Origin of the sequence: Bacteroides sp. 14(A) (genome assembly GCF_000526555.1) — a bacterium.
Taxonomy (GTDB): Bacteria; Bacteroidota; Bacteroidia; order Bacteroidales; family Bacteroidaceae; genus Bacteroides; species Bacteroides cellulosilyticus.
Genome location: NZ_JAGH01000002.1, coordinates 1,775,766 through 1,793,349, shown reverse-complemented (window position 1 = coordinate 1,793,349; position 17,584 = coordinate 1,775,766). Strand labels below are relative to the sequence as shown.

Below are 17,584 nucleotides of genomic sequence, written 5' to 3'. Positions count from 1 at the left end.
AGAACTCCGTGAAACTCTGTGTTACTCTGTGGTGAAAACTCATTACTATACCGTTTTGAACTAATTTCACCAACAGTTAGTCCAATACTACCACCTTTTTGATCTTCACATCCTCTTCCGGGCGGTCGCTACGATCCGTTTTTACCTGTTGTATCTTATCTACTATATCCATGCCTTCGATCACTTCGCCGAACACAGTATATTCACCATCCAAGTGCGGAGTACCACCTACCGTAGTATAAGCCTTCACCTGTTCCGGTGTAAAGTGGAATTCCGGTTGTTTGGCAACTTCCGCCTCAGCCTGTGCAAACAAGCTATCCTGCAAGTTCATCAGACCATCCTGGTCATTTTCCTTACGCATCTTATAGATTTCCTTCATGTGCTTCTGTGCCAAAGCATTGAACACAGTAGTCAGACGATTCTGGTTCATCTGGTTCTCCATCCCCAACAACGTAGTATCATTATACACTTTACCCGTCACAATGTAGAACTGGCAACCCGATGATTCCTTCTTCGGATTCACATTGTCACCCTGACGCGCAGCCGACAATGCACCTTTCTTATGGAAATACTTCGGATAAACAAACTCAGCCGGAATAGTATAACCTACATCACCTGCACCCAGCATCTTGCCTTTCGGAGCATTCTTTGACTCAGGGTCGCCTGCCTGTATCATAAAATCCTTGATGACACGGTGGAACAATGTACCTTCGTATGTACCCTCTTCCGCCAGTTTGATGAAGTTATCACGATGTTGCGGTGTCTCATTATACAGTTTCACGATAATGTCACCCGCAGTTGTTTCAATCTTCAATTTAGTTTCCTGATCCATGTTTCTATCTTTCTTTTGTCCCGATTGGCAGGCTGTAACGCTGCAAATCAGTATGGTTAATAATACGGTGAAATTCCTCTTCATAACGCTTTTTATTTAAATTAAGTTTGCAAATATACGATTTTCAGACAAAACGGTTTACCTTTGTGTCTTAAAAGAGACAAAAGATAAGGCAATGAAATCCATACTCATCGTTGAAGACGACATTACTTACGGTATGATGCTGAAGACCTGGTTAGGCAAAAAAGGCTTTCAGGTAGCTTCCGTCAGCAGTATCGCCCGCGCCCAGAAACATTTGGAAACGGAGGGTGCCGACTTGATTTTGTCCGACCTGCGTCTGCCCGACAAGGACGGCATCGACCTGTTGAAGTGGTTGGGAGAGCAAGGTCTGTCCATTCCACTCATCATGATGACAAGCTATGCTGATATACAATCGGCGGTGCAAGCCATGAAATTAGGTGCCAGCGACTACGTTGCCAAGCCTGTAAATCCGGACGAGCTTCTGAAGAAAATCAGTGAGGCTGTGAGACAACCCGCTGCTTCCCCCAAACAAACCATCAGTTCCGGAAAAGGAGAAAGTACCCATCAGAAAAATGCAGGCGGTGCTCCGTCTTCCGACTATCTGGAAGGAGAAAGTGATGCTGCCAAGCAACTTTATAATTATGTAAGACTAGTTGCCCCCACCACAATGTCGGTACTGATCAATGGTGCCAGCGGAACGGGTAAAGAGTATGTAGCCCACCGCATCCATCAACTCAGCAAGCGTGCCGGACAGCCTTTCGTCGCCATCGACTGTGGCTCCATCCCTAAAGAACTTGCCGCATCGGAATTCTTCGGACACGTAAAAGGTTCATTCACCGGAGCATTGACAGACAAAACAGGGGCCTTTGTTGCAGCCAACGGAGGAACCATCTTCCTCGATGAAATAGGTAATCTCAGCTACGAAGTCCAGATACAACTGCTACGTGCCTTGCAGGAACGAAAAATACGTCCGGTAGGTTCCAATAAAGAAATCACTGTAGATGTGCGTTTGGTTTCCGCTACGAATGAAGATTTGGAACAAGCCATCGAGAAAGGAACTTTCCGTCAGGATCTATACCACCGTATCAATGAGTTCACCCTGCGCATGCCCGAACTTAAGGACCGGAGAGAAGACATCCTCCTCTTTGCCAACTTCTTCCTCGACCAAGCCAACCGGGAACTGGACAAACAGTTGATCGGGTTTGATGATGCAGCATCCAAAGCATTGCTGGAATACCATTGGCCGGGAAATCTGCGACAGATGAAGAATGCGGTACGACGCGCCACCCTATTGGCACAAGACCAACTTATTACACTGAAAGAACTAACTGAATTGCAACAAATCACTCATTCCCATGTAGGTTTACCATTGCGTAATGAAGAGACAGAAAAGCATCAGATTATCGAAGCACTGCGGCAAACGGGAAACAATAAAAGCCGGGCGGCACAACTACTGGGCATAGACCGTAAAACATTATACAATAAGCTGAAACTTTACAATATAGAGAATTAACAAACCAGCTTTTCAGCTTACAGTTCTTTCAGTCTCTCCGAATCCCGTTATTCATTGGGTTTCCGGCTGAAACTACTTTTCTCTTTTCACCACTTCATACACATTTCCGTATTCCGTATGTTTCCTTTTCAGTCCTGCCCGAATCAGTATTTGTCCGAAACGCATAGGGTTACTACCTCGCATAGCGGCAGGATTAACCGTTTGTAATTCGCTGAAAATGTCGGCGGCGGTCAAGTCAAGGCTCTTTTCATGGGGAAGCGGGGTCCGGAACCGGGAAACAAGCACCTCTTCAACAAGACTGATACGATAAAACTTTTCATTGTGTCTTTGTAATTCTTCCTCCTCTTTCTTGGTGAACCAGTTACGCCGTCCGGCAGACAGTTCAGCTTTCAGTTGGGCAAAAATCTGGTCATGCTCTATGTGGGTACAGTCGATGTTGTGTTTCACTTCCACACAAAGGAAGCGGCGGCTGCCCGTTGGGTCGGTAAGCAGATCGAAGCGATTGCTCGTACCGATGAACGACGCGACGCGGGGCAGCTGTCGGAAACTCTGTTGATAGGCCTTACGAATATTAAGGGTGGACATCTGCATCAGGTTCTTCAGCAATGGCATCTTGGTTTCGGCATATTTATCGAATTCATCCATGTTCAGCAATCCCATTTCTGCCAGGAGCCGTTCGGCTTGTCCCTGCGAGGTAAGTTTCAGATTGTCGGTATAGTAGCGCATCAGCACATCAGGCATTAGCGAGCGACAAAAGGTACTCTTCCGGCGCCCCTGCTCCCGGCTGACAAGGATAGGCGCTACGCTGTTGGCATGAAGTCCGGACAGGTTCATCCACTGCGAAGCAAGCCCCAACATCCATGTGTGAAAACCTTGTACCCACAACGGACGACAAGAAACACGTTGGGCAAGTGCGGTCAGCCGGTCGTGACCATCCCAAGCGGGCAACTCTTCCATATAGAGATGAAAAGGGTGATAGGAAGGAATATAAGAGGAATAGACGTAGCGGCTCAGGTCCTTGTCCCAACAAGGAATACCTTCGTCATGCGCTTCGATACATAAAGCGTTCAGTTCACGCTTGCCGATGGGAATAAAGGGAGCGGCACGTTGACCGGCATGGCGGAATTCGGTCTCGTCTGTTAGCAGGTTGTAGCGGAAGTCATAACGGGTTGTCAGGAATTCCTTTACATTTCGGGTCAGAAGCAAAGTCGCGTTGGCGAGGGGCTGCGATGCTTTTGGGGTTATTTTCGGTTTTGCCGTTTTCATCTTTTCCGCAAAAGTCAGTAATTGGCTTGCCTCGCGCAGGAGGCGATGTTCTTGTAATGTCATTCGATTCTTCTTCATGATGTTTCTTGTTTTCTTTAAATGGTTAATAGTATCGGTTTGTCGAGCTCGATGGCACGAAGTTAGTATGCGGGATAAGGGGTTTGCAAGCTTTTTACGACCTTTTTTATCATAAATGTGCTTGTAAAAGAAGATAGGACTCTGATACGCACAACTCACTTACTTATATGCATTTGGATACTGCCTCATAAGTGAACGACTGGAGTTGTTCGGTTGAATGACTCTAGTAGTTCAAGTGAACAACTGGAGTCATTCGATTGAACAACCGGAGTGGTTCACTTACAAATAAGCACCTTTGACACAATTACCAAGGATATTAAACACATCAAGTAATAGGATGAGCGTAAGGCGGCATGCGGACTCTATCTACCACCCATACCACGCGACACGTGGAAGTGAAGTGGCGAAAAGGAAAAAGTTGTTTCAGCCGGAATACCGATGAACAGGGGATTCCGGAAGAGGCTGAAAAAACGGAATCTTCTTATTATTACCTCAGATACTCAAATCCAAAGCGACAATGCAAGCGATCTTTCTAAAGGACTTTCCTTGAATATCGTCATAAAGCAATTATTACAATCTTATTTCAGAGAATTTAATTCAGTAATGCTTCATATACTGACATCATTTTCTTTTTAAACACTTCAAGAGCATAATTTTCTAAAAAACGTTTTCTTGCCTTTCTCCCTAATTGTAGTGCAAGCGTCTTAGAATCCAGCAGCTTTATAATTTGCTCTGAAAGCACTTTAACATCCGGACTACGTTTTCTTTTAATACGCCTTATTGGAGACTTTAGACCGGAAACACCATCAATAACAAGTTCGCTAAGTCCACTGGTATCAGTAACAACCAATGGTAAAGCATGCATCATCATTTCAATAGCCACCAATCCGAATTCCTCATGAATAGAACAAACTACGCCAACATTAGCAATTGTATAGAGCCCATATAACTGCCTTTTATCAATTCTCCCCGTGAATGTGATTCTTGACCAACATTTTTTTGTTCCCCTAAGGCATTCATTAAAATCACCATCCCCTGCAATAATCAACCGACTTTTAGGATAATCAACCAATACACGTTCAAAAGCTTTAATAAGAAAAGGAACTCCTTTTATTTCATCAAGCCTCCCAGCAAATATAATGATTTGTTCATCATCCTCTAGATGATATTTCTGCCGCAATTTCTTATCTTTCCCTCTTTTAAGGTAACAATCCGCTATTCCATTGTTGATTACACAAGCCTTAGAAGTACCGATACAACTTAATTCTTGTAATGCTTTTAATGTATGTTGCGCAACACAAATAATCAGGTCACACCGCTTCATCATCATCCTATACTCCTTTATTTCATCTACTATTTGTTTCTCTGACTGAGTAAGTTTACTTCTCTTTTTATCCACTATACGCTTCAATAAATCAAAATCACCTAACAGACTGAAACTCCAGTTGGTATAGTGTACAGTCAATACAATATGGCATTTAAAAAGGTGCTTCAAATATTTTACAAGATTATTATCAGGCAGAAAATTCAAATGGAAAATGATTCTGGTATCGCTGTCCTCTGTTATAAGTGTTTTGAGTAAGTAAGCCACATTACGCGAATAATATTGTAAACATGCAGCAATATTACTATAAGGTGTAGGTATTGATATTTGCTGATATCCACCTTTATCTATAATTGTCGTTTCCAAGCAATCAGCATAAAGATGTATCACACAAAAATCCATTTTAGAAGACAACAAGCAATTCGTCAACTGCTTTACATAAGTTCCGATTCCATAATTCATTGCTCTACTGGCCTTCTCTAATATATATATTTTACTTTTCATGATTCTCGAATATCAATTTAAGTGCAATACCTGTATATCCATTATTGCGAATTCCTATTTCCCGAGGAATATTGAACAGCGTTTTAGGAGTATAAGTCGTTTTATCTACTATTATTTCTAATATTGTTTCCCGACCACCTATAACTTCTCCATCCCATATTTTAGACAACTTATTTACCAGCACCCCAGCTTCTTCGTCTCCTTTATTCTGCTTCAATGCACAAATCAAACTATTGATATATTCTTTGCTTATGAGTTCATGGGGATTTATTCTTTTATAATATCTACTAATTACATAATAAGCAATTCCTTTCAGTCCATCTTCCAATGAAAAATCCCTAAAACGAGTTACATCCTTCTCTAAAATTTTTAAATCAAGTTCCTCCAAGACTTCATCCCTGTCAGCCTTCACAAAATCATTTTGTATCAGATATTCAATTCCCCAAGCAATTCCACACAGTCCCTTAGCAAAACCAATTGAAGCCGATTGAGTAATCTCTTTATAAATCTCATCCAAAAGATATCCTCCTAATTCTTCATATAACTTGCTACCCGTCTGTCTCGCATAAAGATAGAAAAAGATACAGATTCCCATTTTCCCATCTAACAGTCCTAAATCTCGAATAAAACTAGCATTCAATATTAAATAATGAATAATTCGATTCAACATTTTTGTTTTTTGGCTCATAAGTTTTCTTTTAATACTTTTTTTATCGGTAAGAGAAATCTTTCTAAAAGAGACAAATCATCCGTTATTATTTCTGCTTTTCCTTCCATTTCCAATAAATATGGCAATTCCTTATTATAAGATGTAATAAGTCCTTTGGGTAATAATATTTCAACTATATATATTTTTTTCTTTTCTATTTCTGAAGGTACTAAAGAAATATTTTTTATCACTCCTTTAACAATTCCAAATTCATTATTAGGGAAATTATCAAAACTTACATTTACTGTTTGTCCTATTTTTACTTTACCGGAACGTTCTGCGGGCAGTAGTGCCTTCCCCATTAAAAGACCTTTTTCATCTGGTACAATATTGAAAATTGGCTCTCCAGAAGCAATGTTCTGATTTATACTCCAATATTGTGTAAAAGTGATTTGTCCAGATATGGGTGCTATTATAACATAACTCAATTCCCAATTTTGAATTTCAGTGATTAATTGTGTAATGTAGTTATTCACTTGGGTCTCTAGATTATTTTTCTTTTCTGAATATTGAAATTCCATGTCTGACAAAGACTCACACATCTGCAATGTTTGCAATTGCATATTGTTTAAAGTTGCATATATATTTTCTAAAGAAAGTTTTCTTTGTAGATAATTATTATAACTATTTTCTAAATTTTCTTCTGACAATAATTTCTGTACAAACAAAGTGGAATCCCTTCTATATTGTTTTTGTCCTATTTCAAATTGTTCTTCGACAAGTATCTTCTGACGCAGTATATCTTGATATGATACTTTATATTGCTCTATTTTTTCTTGTACCCATTTAATTTTTAGAAAATAATATTGTTCCCTTTTAAATCGTATATATTCTGAAAGAGTAAGATAAAACGAGGAATAAAGAGCCTGCAAATTACCAACTTCCAACCCTTTATTAGGCAATAAATTAATAGTATCCAATGAATTGATTGACAAAAGATACTTTTTCAAATGCAATACGTCATGAGGTTTTGCACTATTTTCAATAACAGCCAAATAGCTTCCCTTATCGATATACTGATTATCATTAATATATAAATGTTGTATTCTTCCAGAGGATTTCGCAACTATACTTATTGCAGGATTGGTGCTCGTTAAAACTACTGAAGATGTAATAACATCCGGATATTTAAAAAAGGCACTGCCTAATAGAATAACAACCACAATAATAGCAGTTAAAGTTATGCCACGACGCAAAATCCAGACAGGTACCTCTCCAAGAATTTCCTGTACTTCTTCACTTCTTAACTCTATATTATTAGTATCTTCGGACATTACACACCTAATTCTAATTGATTTTTTATCAAAGTATAGTAGCTCCTCTTCAAGCTGATGAGTTGTTTGTGTGTACCTTGTTCTGCTATTTTTCCCCTGTCAAGAACTATTATATGATCTGCATTTTGTACAGTACTGAGCCTATGTGCAACTACAACCACTGTCTTTCCGACATAGAAATTCATTAAATTATCAAGAATCACACGTTCATTATTGGCATCCAAAGAATTAGTAGCCTCATCAAAGAAAAGATATTCCGGATTCTTATAAACCGCACGGGCAATTAATAAACGTTGTTTTTGTCCCTGACTAATTCCATTTCCTTCCATGCCTATTTTTGTATTATATTTGAGCGGAAGTGATTCTATAAATTCTCTAATATTAGCAATTTCCACAGCTTGTAGCAGTCGCTTCTTGTCAATACTTTCTTCTCCAATTGCTATATTATTGGCAATAGTATCTGAAAAGATAAAACTATCTTGCAGAACGGCTCCCAAACGTGCACGCCAAAGATGTGGATTTATGTCATCAAGAGAAACATCTTGTATTTTTATATTTCCTTTCAGTGGCGAATAGAAGCCTAACAAAAGTTTTATTATGGTTGTTTTTCCACTACCACTAGCACCAACTATTGCCGTTACTTTGTTTTGGGGAATTTCAAGAGTCACATTATCCAACACATAATCCCTATTTGCTCCATCATATGTGAAACATACATTTTCCAGTTTTATGCTCTTATTGTCCGGTAATTGGTTTATTTTTTCGGTGATATTGAATTCCTCGTCTTCCTTATTATGCACCTCATTTAAACGCTCAAGACTTATTTTAGCATCTTGTAGAGATTGGGTAAAACCTATGACTTCGCCAATAGGAGCAGAAAGCTGACCAATAATATAACTGATTGACATCATCATTCCTAATGTGATATCTCCATCAATAACAGCTTTCGCCGCTAAAAAAGAAATAAGCAAAGAAGTTATTTGATTAAAAAAAAGTGAACCAACTTGCTGATATTGGCCTAATGCTACCCCTTTCATACTGATTCTAAATAATTTAACCTGTATCCTTTCCCATTTCCAACGCTGTTGCCTTTCACAATTATTCAGTTTTATATCTTGCATACCCGTTATCATATGATATAGATTCCCCTGTTCTGCAGCAGCTTGTGCAAAACGATTACTATCCAGAATCCTACGATAACGAAGGAAGAGCATAATCCACGCAATATAAAGTGAATTACCTAAAATAAATACACCTAATATAGGCAAATTATAGTATGCCAAAATAAATGCAAAGATAAAAAAGTTTGCAAATGAAAATAGAGTTGACAAAGTTGAACCAGTTAGGAAGGATTCAATTCTTCCGTGGTCGCCAATACGTTGCATTATATCGCCGATGTTTTTTGTATCGAAATAGCGTATGGGTAGCTTTATTAATTTAGACAAAAAATCGGATATAAGCGTTATATTAATACGAGTATTTACATGGAGAGTTATCCAACTTCGAATAAAATTTACGCCAAGTTGAGTTACAGATAGTATAAGTTGCGCTATGAGCGTCAGGGTCACAAAGCTCAAATTTGCATTTCCTATACCTTGATCTACCATTGCTTGAGTAAGAAAAGGAAATATTAGTTGAAAGAGGCTTCCGAGTAACATTCCAATTATCAATTGTGCAATCTGTGATTTATAAGGTATTAGATATTTCACATAATAATAGAGATTCTTTTTACCCTGTTGATAGTCATCTTCATGCTGATAGAATTCTGGCGAAGGAGTCAACAAAAGTGCAGTCCCGATATTTTTCCCATCCACTTTAGTACTAAGCCAATGCTTTAAAAAAACATCTTCACTGATTACCATCTTATCCCTGGCTGGATCAGAAATTTTAATTTTATATTCGCCCTTCTGAGTTTTTTTTATGCCATAACAAACCACAAAATGATTCTGATTCCAATGTAAAATGCAAGGAAGGGGAGTCTCCCTACTCAATTGTTCAAAATCAGTCTTTACCCCTAAAGTACGAAAGCCTATACTTTCCGCCGCATCACTAATTCCCAACATAGAAACACCCATACGCGTAATATAACATCTTTCACGTAAGGTCTGCAATGAATATTTACGGCCATAATACTGGGCTATCATCCGCAAACAAGAGGGTCCACAATCCATTGCATCCAATTGAGAGTAATGTGGAAAGGTTTTTCTCATTCTTACATACTAGTTTTATTCCCCTTTCAACAATGCTTCCAGAATTACATTCAAGAAGAATCCAGTCACTGAAGTTTGCACTATCTTTCCATCCTGATCTATCAGAATACCATGAGGAATACTAGCAAAAGCGTACAATTCTGCGGCTTTAGAATTAGCCGGTAATACAAACTGCCTCCATGGCATATCCACCTTATCCATTGCAATAGTCCAACTCTTATTACTATAATCCATAGATATACTTAGCACCTCCAGCCCTTTATCTTTATATTTCTCGTATACTTGTTTTATCTTAGGAATATCCGCTATGCACGGACCGCACCATGAAGCCCAGAAATCAATAAAAAGGAATTTGGAATGTCCAACGTATTCAGATAACCACTTTCGTTCTCCCTCAGGGGTTATTAATTCGATATCTATGAATTTCTCCTGCTGCATGTGTCTTCTTTGCTCTTCTTCGTCTTTCTTTTTGCCCAAGACATATCCTCAGCGGTCAACCAAGGGTTGTGCTTACACTGTTTCTCAATATAATCATAGACACTTACATTAGTTTTCCTAACTTTTTCATCACTTCTCTTTTTAAAATCAGCAATTATAAATTACATTTCAATACGCAAGTCTTTAAAGAACATCAGATCTTCTATTTTATACACATCAGGTAATTCGTAACCATTGATTAGGATGGTTGGGGTTGCCATAAGTTTTGTCTCTTTTTTCCATTCTTCATGCGTCCTAAACTCTTGTTCTACAGCAGGTACATTAATATCATATTGATATTTATTAAAAAAATCAATTGTATTATACTTCCCGCCATTAAACCATAGGTCATAAATTTCTTCAGAATTTTCTATTGTATTATTTTGGTAAGCACTTATCAGAAACTTATTGCTTTGATCCAAATCCCCACCAAACGAACTGAAAATATATTGAATACAAGCCTTGTCTTCCAATTTCTTTTGCAATTCTCGTAATCGTTTGTGCATTCTTCCACAAGGTTCACAATGAGGATTACTAAACACACTAATAAGTAAATCCGCATTAGGATTACCAAATATAATTTGCGATGTAGATTTACTTACCGGATACTTCGCTTGTTTTTTTAATAAAGTGACAAAAACTTCTTCTTGCATTTTCAAGCTTTCCAGTTCATATTTAGCCCCTCTTTCTTTATTAAAATCAGAAAAAGCAGACATAGCCAGATGGATGCATAAAAAAGGTATCGCATAAATGGCTGCAACATATACTATTTCATTCAGGCGAATTACCGGTATGAATATATATCCACAAACAACATCCACAATCAGCATTCCTATAAACAAAGCCTGCACCAACAAACAAAGAGGACACCATTGCTTCACTTTCACTTTTTGAAACCAGATACTCCAAAAGACATAAGGTACAGTACACAAATTCAACAAAACTACATATACTACATATTGAGGAGTAATAAGCAATATAAGCATATTTGAGATAAAATAACCTAAGCCAATCTCACTCCAACTGATTAGCCCCCATAGCCTTGCAGCCTTAGAGTCTAAAACATTATTACAGTCACTCTTACTAAACAGAGAACATAATTTATCAGCATACCTGCTATTAAAGTCCAATTGTTTCTTTGCAAGCAAATGTCCTATATATATTCCAACAATATTCAGCAAAAAAAGTAATTTAGTGCCTACACTATTGGATACATTCTGCCAATAAAACAAAAAACATAGCATCATGACAGAACATCCCAACACTATTTGTACCCCTGTATGCCATAAATCTTTCCTCTTATTCTCTCCATAATTAGGTTCTCCGGAAGTTTCGTCAGGTTCCGCTATCAATGCAATACCATCCCATACTTTGACAAATTCATTATAGGTCGATTTAATATCCACTCCTCTCCATATATAGAATATTTTCTCGTCTGTCTTTCCGTAAACATTTACAAAATCATGATTTATATGAGCGATATAAGGAGGCACTAATTCTTTAACAGCCTCATCCTTTGTCTGGGTACGAACACCTTTATTAGCAATTCCATAATCATTCAACATCATGGATAATCCCAACATGCTATATTTATAGGGATGTTCCTCGTAATATTTATAAGAAAAGTCTGTATATTTAAGTTTGGCATTATCTAAAAAGACAGTAAATATATTAGATTTCATATTTATTTCAAGCCTTCTTTTAACAAAAATTCCTCTAAACTTTGAGCATGGAGTCTAACTGCTATAATCGTTCCTTCTGAATCTAATAGTATACCATAAGGTATACCATATATTTGATAAGCTTTCGCTAAATCCGAATTGGTGCCATTCACTTCTATAAGCTGTTCCCAAGGCATTTTCAGTTTTTTCAACGCACTTTTCCATGCCGCTTTATTACTATCAAATGAAATTGCCAAGACATTTAATCCCTTATCCTTATACTTTTCATAGACCTCTTTAATATGAGGTATATCTGCCCGACAAGGACTACACCAAGATGCCCAAAAATCAACAAAAAGCAAACGTGATTTTCCAACATATTCGGATATAGACCTTTTCATTCCAAGTGTATCTTGTAATACAAAATCAAAGTATTGAGAATTAACTGTTCCCGCTTGTTTCTTCGTAAATGCAGCCTGTTTATCCAAGAGTTCCTTAAACCCCTTGATATCAGCCTGTGTTACCAAAGAATTATTATTTTGTAAGGCTTCTAATTTTTCATGGAGTTTAACTAGGTTTTCAAGTGGCCAAATTGCTGATTTATTATCTGCAATAAATCTTCGCCCCACTAAATTCAATCTATTTTCTATCGTTGCATTATATATGAATTTCTGATAATCGTCGTGCGCTTTGTCTCTTCCAATTGCATCTTCCTTTTCCACAAAATCATAATATAATTTATAAAGCCGATTTATTTCACTATTCAAGGAATTGTGTAGGTCATTCAGATATGTTCCGGATGCAACAAAAGCTGTATCCATATATACACATATATTTCCCTCTTCCAAAACGACCTCTACCGATTTTACATAAGGATACTTTCCAATAGTAACAATAGCAAATTCATCAACATTAGCTGTACCTTCAAAAAAGAATTCCCCCCTCTGCACCTTCGCAGAGTCAATAGAAGTGATCAATGTATCCCCTTGAAATTGGAACAACTTAACATATTTCCCATTATAATCATTATTTAAAATGCCATTTATATGATATTTTCCCTGTGAGTATACCAAGATAAATGGAAAAAGAAGCATCGTTAAAATTATTATTATTTTCATTCGTTTCCTCCCTCCTCTTTACGGGTGCGAAACATGTAAAATGGGGTTCTATATTCTCCCGCCGTTGTAAATACAGCTTCACGCACAGTAGTGGCAGTAGTGACCCATTCTATTTCATTCCAATGGTCAAACATATATTTTGCAGTAATAACTTTATCGTCCAGAATAAATATATATTTAGTAGTATCAACAACATTTTCAGAGTTATCTGCATAACATTTCACCGAAAATACGGCAAATAGTAATATAATGAATATCTGTTTCATTTTACCGACAACAAGAGCATTAAGCTAAAGGCATGCACATATTTTCGCATGCGTTACTAGATCATATGTAACTGTGCAAGTTTTCGTTACGGTCGTTAGTGTCCCATCGCTTGCATATATGAAAGCCGGAGCACATACACCACCACATGTAGGTGCAGTCTCATGGCAGGCTTTCTTAGCATTTGGATCATATTGTCCACCTATCACAAACTTCATTTCCTGTTCACTCATTTCACTGAAATTGTTCAGCTTTAATTTTCCTAATTTTTTCATGGGTTCATAAATTAATGAATAATTTTTTTTCTATATCAGCAAATATAAGTCTTACTATCAGATATTCAACACATACAATCCACAAATATGCAATTCGGTCAGTTTTTAGATACTATTCGGTTACAACCCATTCCACTTCCGGCAACTTGTAAACGAATCTCCATTTACCTTTCAGCGTATTTCTACATCTTCTTGAAACTTTGAATTCATGATCAGTAATCAGCCGTATCCAATACTCTTCTTTCCTTTTCTGCCATACAGTCAAATAATCAACATTTACAATCGTTGACTGATTGCAAATACAAAAGTTACCAGGAAGAATATCAATCATTTGTTTAATAGAAAATTGCAACAAATGACTCTTTACTTTCTCTTTAGTAACAATAACAAGATATGGTCTATCCGTATAGACACAAACAATATCCTCAAATCTAATCATTTGCATATAGGAATATCGTATAACCATTATCCCATCAGAGTTAGATTGTAGTTCTCTAAATATTTCCATAAAATTACATTTATTTTATCGTGTACATACTCCATGTTTTAAGAAGGCTAAGAGCGTATAAATAACTTTTATCCATTAAGCCTAATTGCTCTCTAATATTATAGGCCAAAACCGTAAATCCATCTGTAATTCCCAATATAGAATATATAAACTCCCTCTCTTTTTGCCAAAGATAAAATGTCGTCATATCAGATAAAAACTCGTCTACCGGGTTACTTTCCCAATAGAAGCTAATAAGCTCCATTTCTTCTTCCACATTTTCTGTACAATCCGGAACATGAAGTGAATGAAGATAATCATGGAGAGAAACAAATCGGGAAGATCTGCATAATTGAACATACAGATATAGCGCTACAGACGTACGCCCCTCTTCACTGCAATCATTCGCCAATAGACGTATAATGAGTAATGATGTTAAATTAAGGAACGCGCTATATGGAATGCAATATACTTGATATCGGGAAATCTCAAATGCATTTCTCACTACGGCATTAGCAGGATGATGCGCCCACAATTCTTTTCCATAAAAAGTAGGTACTAACTCACAGGACGGATGATTCTCCACAATCTTCTTCAAAGCCTGATAAACAGCCTCCTGCAAGATCGCTCCATGTACGGTATAAGAAGAGAATATCAACCTAATATGTTCTCCCCTCTCATACGACAAGAAAAACATATATTGATGGATGTCAGGATTGGACATCATATAAGTATGTAGCAAAGGTAAAATTCTTCCCCACTCATCCTGAGCATAAAATATGGAAAAGCAATACAAGGTTCTATTACCCTCTCGAATAAATTCTGTGTTCATAACTACTTTAAAAATATAGGATTATCGTAATCAAAGTTCTTATAGGCAATGCCTTGACCAAAGCCATTGGGATTGACAGATAGTCCGCCACACTCATATCTTTCAATTTCCCAAAAGTTTTGTGTTTCTGATAAATATACGAGTATTTCCGATTGCAAATCAACATTATCCACTCTATAGAAAGAAGACAGACAGCCTTCAATATCTTCCCACTGTCCCCCTTCCGGATTTTTGCCACCGATTATTCTATTCTTTTCATCCAGAAAATATTGATTGATATTCTCGTAATGGGACGAGCGGTTGTAGTTACAATAAATATTATCCTTCAAAATGGTTTTAGAGTAACTACCGTCTTGATATCGTAGCAATACTTGTGTCTGATACGGATTTATATAAAATAAATACATTTCTATTATATGCCTTCCCATATATTCTTGCGAAACACGCTCTTCATGAGAATGATGAATCGCTTTGCAGAATCGATTTTCTGAAATAAATTCTTGCTCTATTCCGGATTTCCATAACCGGTAATACAATTCAATATCCTCTAAACCGTATCCGGGAAGCGCCTCATTATAGCCATTAACAGACAAGAAATGTTTGCGCCATAAACAAAGACGCCCAATAACGTCTCTCTCTGAATACCTTGGAGTATAAAATACTTTTTCATCAGACACACAGAAAAGATTCAATATGTATGCGGCAAATCCTTCACCTAAATAGTTGTCAGCATCCAAATTACAAACAATATCTCCTGTTGACAGGCGGAATGCCATATTCCGGCTATGAGTTCGATGATAGCAAGTAGGGGTGATCGTTTTGTAATAGTTGAATATGCTTGTATCAAACAATTCACCCTGTTGCTTTACCCATCTCTCTAATCCATCTGTTGAATTATAATCCAAAAGATTAAATTCAACCTGCTCAGATAAGAAATTATCGTGAATATTCTGTTGCAATGTCTGTTTAATATGATGAAGGCGATTCATACAAGTAATATTGAAAGAGATTTTATGGGCATATTTCAAAGAATCGACCTCTTTTGGCACATTTCCTTCTATATCAAAAATATTCTTTCTGATACCGAAGCTCCCTCCATTAGCGATAAGTTTGCCGGCAAGAATATTAGATTGGGAAATTTTTGCATTATACTCGTCCATTTCATGCCATGTTTTGAACGATGAATGAGTAAATGCAATTCCTTCTTCTTTAGTATTCCTGATTGCTCTATTATATCTGGAATCTTTCACTTCGATACGTCTGTAACCTTTCGCCATCAATCTATTGATTAAATCTAAATCTTGATAGCCAGCAGGTGCTAAACTTTCATTATATCCTCCAATGGATAGAAAATCATTCCGCTTAATTGATATACGTCCAAATGAACCGTCAAAACCATCATCAGAACATTGGTGCAAAAACATAGGTCCATCATTCTTTATAAATTGCAAGATAACAAACCAACCACCATTACTTCCTGTATAATTATCACAATCCAGATTTACTAAAATATCATTTTGCGCCAACATATGCGCAGTATTTTTTGCTATAGAAGCATGCCAATAAAACATCTCTTCTGTATAAAAGTACTTTAGATATCCAGACCGTATTTCATGTTTAAAGTTATCAGATATCCATTTACGAAGTCCGTCCGTACTTCCGAAATCTACGAGCACAAATTCTACTATTTCTTGCAATCTGCGATTATCCTCTAGATTTTGAGGAAGAGTCTTTTTAATCTGATAAAGTCTATTCTTACAAGTAATGCAGAATGAAATTTTAGGGGGCTGAGAATTATCAATCATAATAGTTTTATAGATGTTTTATTATAAATGCAAAGTAATCAAATCCAACACAGAAAACGGTTTATTATTTATCATAAAAGGTTTGTTATCTATCATTACAGATCTATTATCCATCTTTACAGGTTTATATGCTATCATTCTCCACACCCGTACATTTCCAAAATATCAACCGATTCAGAACTCCTCTATTAAATAAATAATGGTATCCAATTTGCAACCTTGTTATAGTCTTGGTACGGAGCAGAGCCCCAGTGTGGAATTTTTCCACACCCCATTCCACACTTTCCACACAATTCCACACTGTGCCACACTTCCCCACTCACTTTTCATCATTAATTATCAACCATTTACCTAAAATTCATATCTTCTGGCACGTGCTTTGCAACTATAATTTACGTAAGCGCAAAGCTTCCTAAAGCAAAAAGGAAACCTAAACTTTCAACTATAAAATATATTTAGTATAATTCTAAAAAAGCAAATGATTATGAAAAAGTTAGTATTAGTAGCAGCCCTGTTTATGTTTGTTTGTGGTGGTTCTTTCGTGGCAAACGCTCAGGATCCGGTGAAAACTCAACAGCAACAACCGGCAACGGAAAAAACTGAAGAGCCTAAAGCCACTGAGCCTGCCAAGGAAGAACCCAAAGCAGAAGAACCGAAAGCTGAAGAGCCCAAAGCTGAAGCTCCTGCCAACGGTACTCCTGCAACGGAAACACCTGCACAGCCTGCTGAATAATAGTAAGCACACTGACAACAAAAGCCGTCCCCTACTTGTCTATTCTGGGGGATGGCTTTTGTCGTTTTCAGACACAAGAACATCATCTTATTATAATAACGAATCTAATCAACAAGCACAAAATACCTAAACATAGGTATTGTTCAAAAGGGAAATATAGCGGTACTTTGCAAGTAATAAATTATATTTCGAATTTACTAT

The 17,584-nt window shown here is 37.2% G+C and carries 16 protein-coding genes; 2 read left to right on the top strand and 14 right to left on the bottom strand.

Translation table 11 applies throughout. The features are described 5' to 3' along the window. Positions 1-76: 76 nt before the first annotated feature. Complete coding sequence (locus tag K429_RS0114130) at positions 77-916, bottom strand: peptidylprolyl isomerase (RefSeq protein WP_007209611.1); 840 nt, start codon at positions 914-916, stop codon at positions 77-79. 91 nt (positions 917-1,007) lie between these two features. Here K429_RS0114130 and K429_RS0114125 point away from each other — a divergent pair, with 91 nt between their 5' ends. Next, the gene (locus K429_RS0114125) at positions 1,008-2,366 is read left to right on the top strand and encodes a sigma-54 dependent transcriptional regulator (RefSeq protein ID WP_026367286.1); all 1,359 of its coding nucleotides are present in this window, start codon (positions 1,008-1,010) and stop codon (positions 2,364-2,366) included. 72 nt (positions 2,367-2,438) lie between these two features. On the opposite strand, the gene K429_RS0114120 is transcribed toward K429_RS0114125, so the two are convergent. From K429_RS0114120 to K429_RS0114060, 13 genes are all read right to left on the bottom strand, one after another. Continuing rightward, the gene (locus K429_RS0114120) at positions 2,439-3,710 is read right to left on the bottom strand and encodes a VapE domain-containing protein (protein ID WP_007219877.1); all 1,272 of its coding nucleotides are present in this window, start codon (positions 3,708-3,710) and stop codon (positions 2,439-2,441) included. Between the two features lie 592 nt (positions 3,711-4,302). After that, a complete protein-coding gene (locus tag K429_RS0114115) occupies positions 4,303-5,538 on the bottom strand; it encodes a TIGR04157 family glycosyltransferase (protein WP_026367285.1) in 1,236 nt (411 codons plus the stop codon). Beyond that, positions 5,528-6,226 (bottom strand): lanthionine synthetase LanC family protein, encoded by a 699-nt coding sequence (locus K429_RS0114110; protein ID WP_026367284.1) that lies wholly within the window; start codon positions 6,224-6,226, stop codon positions 5,528-5,530. The genes K429_RS0114115 and K429_RS0114110 overlap by 11 nt, the downstream gene beginning before the upstream one ends. Then, positions 6,223-7,521 (bottom strand): HlyD family secretion protein, encoded by a 1,299-nt coding sequence (locus K429_RS0114105; RefSeq protein ID WP_026367283.1) that lies wholly within the window; start codon positions 7,519-7,521, stop codon positions 6,223-6,225. Before K429_RS0114105 ends, K429_RS0114110 begins: the two co-directional genes overlap by 4 nt. Further along, on the bottom strand, positions 7,521-9,731 hold the full coding sequence (locus K429_RS0114100; protein WP_026367282.1) for a peptidase domain-containing ABC transporter: 2,211 nt from the start codon (positions 9,729-9,731) through the stop codon (positions 7,521-7,523). The genes K429_RS0114105 and K429_RS0114100 overlap by 1 nt, the downstream gene beginning before the upstream one ends. Before the next feature lie 15 nt (positions 9,732-9,746). Continuing rightward, a complete protein-coding gene (locus tag K429_RS0114095; RefSeq protein WP_231501853.1) occupies positions 9,747-10,208 on the bottom strand; it encodes a peroxiredoxin in 462 nt (153 codons plus the stop codon). 122 nt (positions 10,209-10,330) lie between these two features. Then, positions 10,331-11,890, bottom strand: coding sequence for a vitamin K epoxide reductase family protein (locus K429_RS0114090; RefSeq protein ID WP_026367280.1), 1,560 nt, complete (start codon positions 11,888-11,890; stop codon positions 10,331-10,333). A gap of 2 nt (positions 11,891-11,892) precedes the next feature. Then, the gene (locus K429_RS0114085; protein ID WP_026367279.1) at positions 11,893-12,987 is read right to left on the bottom strand and encodes a TlpA disulfide reductase family protein; all 1,095 of its coding nucleotides are present in this window, start codon (positions 12,985-12,987) and stop codon (positions 11,893-11,895) included. Continuing rightward, positions 12,984-13,253: a hypothetical protein gene (locus K429_RS0114080; RefSeq protein ID WP_007219772.1), complete on the bottom strand. Its 270-nt coding sequence runs from the start codon at positions 13,251-13,253 to the stop codon at positions 12,984-12,986. Before K429_RS0114080 ends, K429_RS0114085 begins: the two co-directional genes overlap by 4 nt. Before the next feature lie 24 nt (positions 13,254-13,277). Beyond that, positions 13,278-13,526: a TIGR04149 family rSAM-modified RiPP gene (locus tag K429_RS0114075; RefSeq protein ID WP_007219771.1), complete on the bottom strand. Its 249-nt coding sequence runs from the start codon at positions 13,524-13,526 to the stop codon at positions 13,278-13,280. A gap of 112 nt (positions 13,527-13,638) precedes the next feature. Beyond that, complete coding sequence (locus K429_RS0114070) at positions 13,639-14,034, bottom strand: LytTR family DNA-binding domain-containing protein (RefSeq protein ID WP_007219770.1); 396 nt, start codon at positions 14,032-14,034, stop codon at positions 13,639-13,641. Positions 14,035-14,044: 10 nt separating this feature from the next. Further along, a complete protein-coding gene (locus K429_RS0114065) occupies positions 14,045-14,845 on the bottom strand; it encodes a hypothetical protein (RefSeq protein WP_026367278.1) in 801 nt (266 codons plus the stop codon). Between the two features lie 2 nt (positions 14,846-14,847). Continuing rightward, positions 14,848-16,650, bottom strand: coding sequence for a glycosyltransferase family 2 protein (locus K429_RS0114060; RefSeq protein ID WP_026367277.1), 1,803 nt, complete (start codon positions 16,648-16,650; stop codon positions 14,848-14,850). A 484-nt stretch (positions 16,651-17,134) separates the two neighbouring features. Between K429_RS0114060 and K429_RS0114055 the strand changes: the two genes are divergently transcribed. Then, positions 17,135-17,383, top strand: coding sequence for a hypothetical protein (locus K429_RS0114055; RefSeq protein ID WP_007219766.1), 249 nt, complete (start codon positions 17,135-17,137; stop codon positions 17,381-17,383). Positions 17,384-17,584: the final 201 nt, after the last annotated feature.

Excerpts from the sequence above, each read along its gene's own strand:
- K429_RS0114085 (WP_026367279.1), bottom strand. The coding sequence starts at position 12,987 with ATGAAAATAATAATAATTTTAACGATGCTTCTTTTTCCATTTATCTTG.
- K429_RS0114100 (WP_026367282.1), bottom strand. The coding sequence starts at position 9,731 with ATGAGAAAAACCTTTCCACATTACTCTCAATTGGATGCAATGGATTGT.
- K429_RS0114070 (WP_007219770.1), bottom strand. The coding sequence starts at position 14,034 with ATGGAAATATTTAGAGAACTACAATCTAACTCTGATGGGATAATGGTT.
- K429_RS0114120 (WP_007219877.1), bottom strand. The coding sequence starts at position 3,710 with ATGAAGAAGAATCGAATGACATTACAAGAACATCGCCTCCTGCGCGAG.
- K429_RS0114115 (WP_026367285.1), bottom strand. The coding sequence starts at position 5,538 with ATGAAAAGTAAAATATATATATTAGAGAAGGCCAGTAGAGCAATGAAT.
- K429_RS0114110 (WP_026367284.1), bottom strand. The coding sequence starts at position 6,226 with ATGAGCCAAAAAACAAAAATGTTGAATCGAATTATTCATTATTTAATA.
- K429_RS0114090 (WP_026367280.1), bottom strand. The coding sequence starts at position 11,890 with ATGAAATCTAATATATTTACTGTCTTTTTAGATAATGCCAAACTTAAA.
- K429_RS0114080 (WP_007219772.1), bottom strand. The coding sequence starts at position 13,253 with ATGAAACAGATATTCATTATATTACTATTTGCCGTATTTTCGGTGAAA.
- K429_RS0114125 (WP_026367286.1), top strand. The coding sequence starts at position 1,008 with ATGAAATCCATACTCATCGTTGAAGACGACATTACTTACGGTATGATG.
- K429_RS0114055 (WP_007219766.1), top strand. The coding sequence starts at position 17,135 with ATGAAAAAGTTAGTATTAGTAGCAGCCCTGTTTATGTTTGTTTGTGGT.
- K429_RS0114130 (WP_007209611.1), bottom strand. The coding sequence starts at position 916 with ATGAAGAGGAATTTCACCGTATTATTAACCATACTGATTTGCAGCGTT.
- K429_RS0114065 (WP_026367278.1), bottom strand. The coding sequence starts at position 14,845 with ATGAACACAGAATTTATTCGAGAGGGTAATAGAACCTTGTATTGCTTT.
- K429_RS0114060 (WP_026367277.1), bottom strand. The coding sequence starts at position 16,650 with ATGATTGATAATTCTCAGCCCCCTAAAATTTCATTCTGCATTACTTGT.
- K429_RS0114105 (WP_026367283.1), bottom strand. The coding sequence starts at position 7,521 with ATGTCCGAAGATACTAATAATATAGAGTTAAGAAGTGAAGAAGTACAG.
- K429_RS0114075 (WP_007219771.1), bottom strand. The coding sequence starts at position 13,526 with ATGAAAAAATTAGGAAAATTAAAGCTGAACAATTTCAGTGAAATGAGT.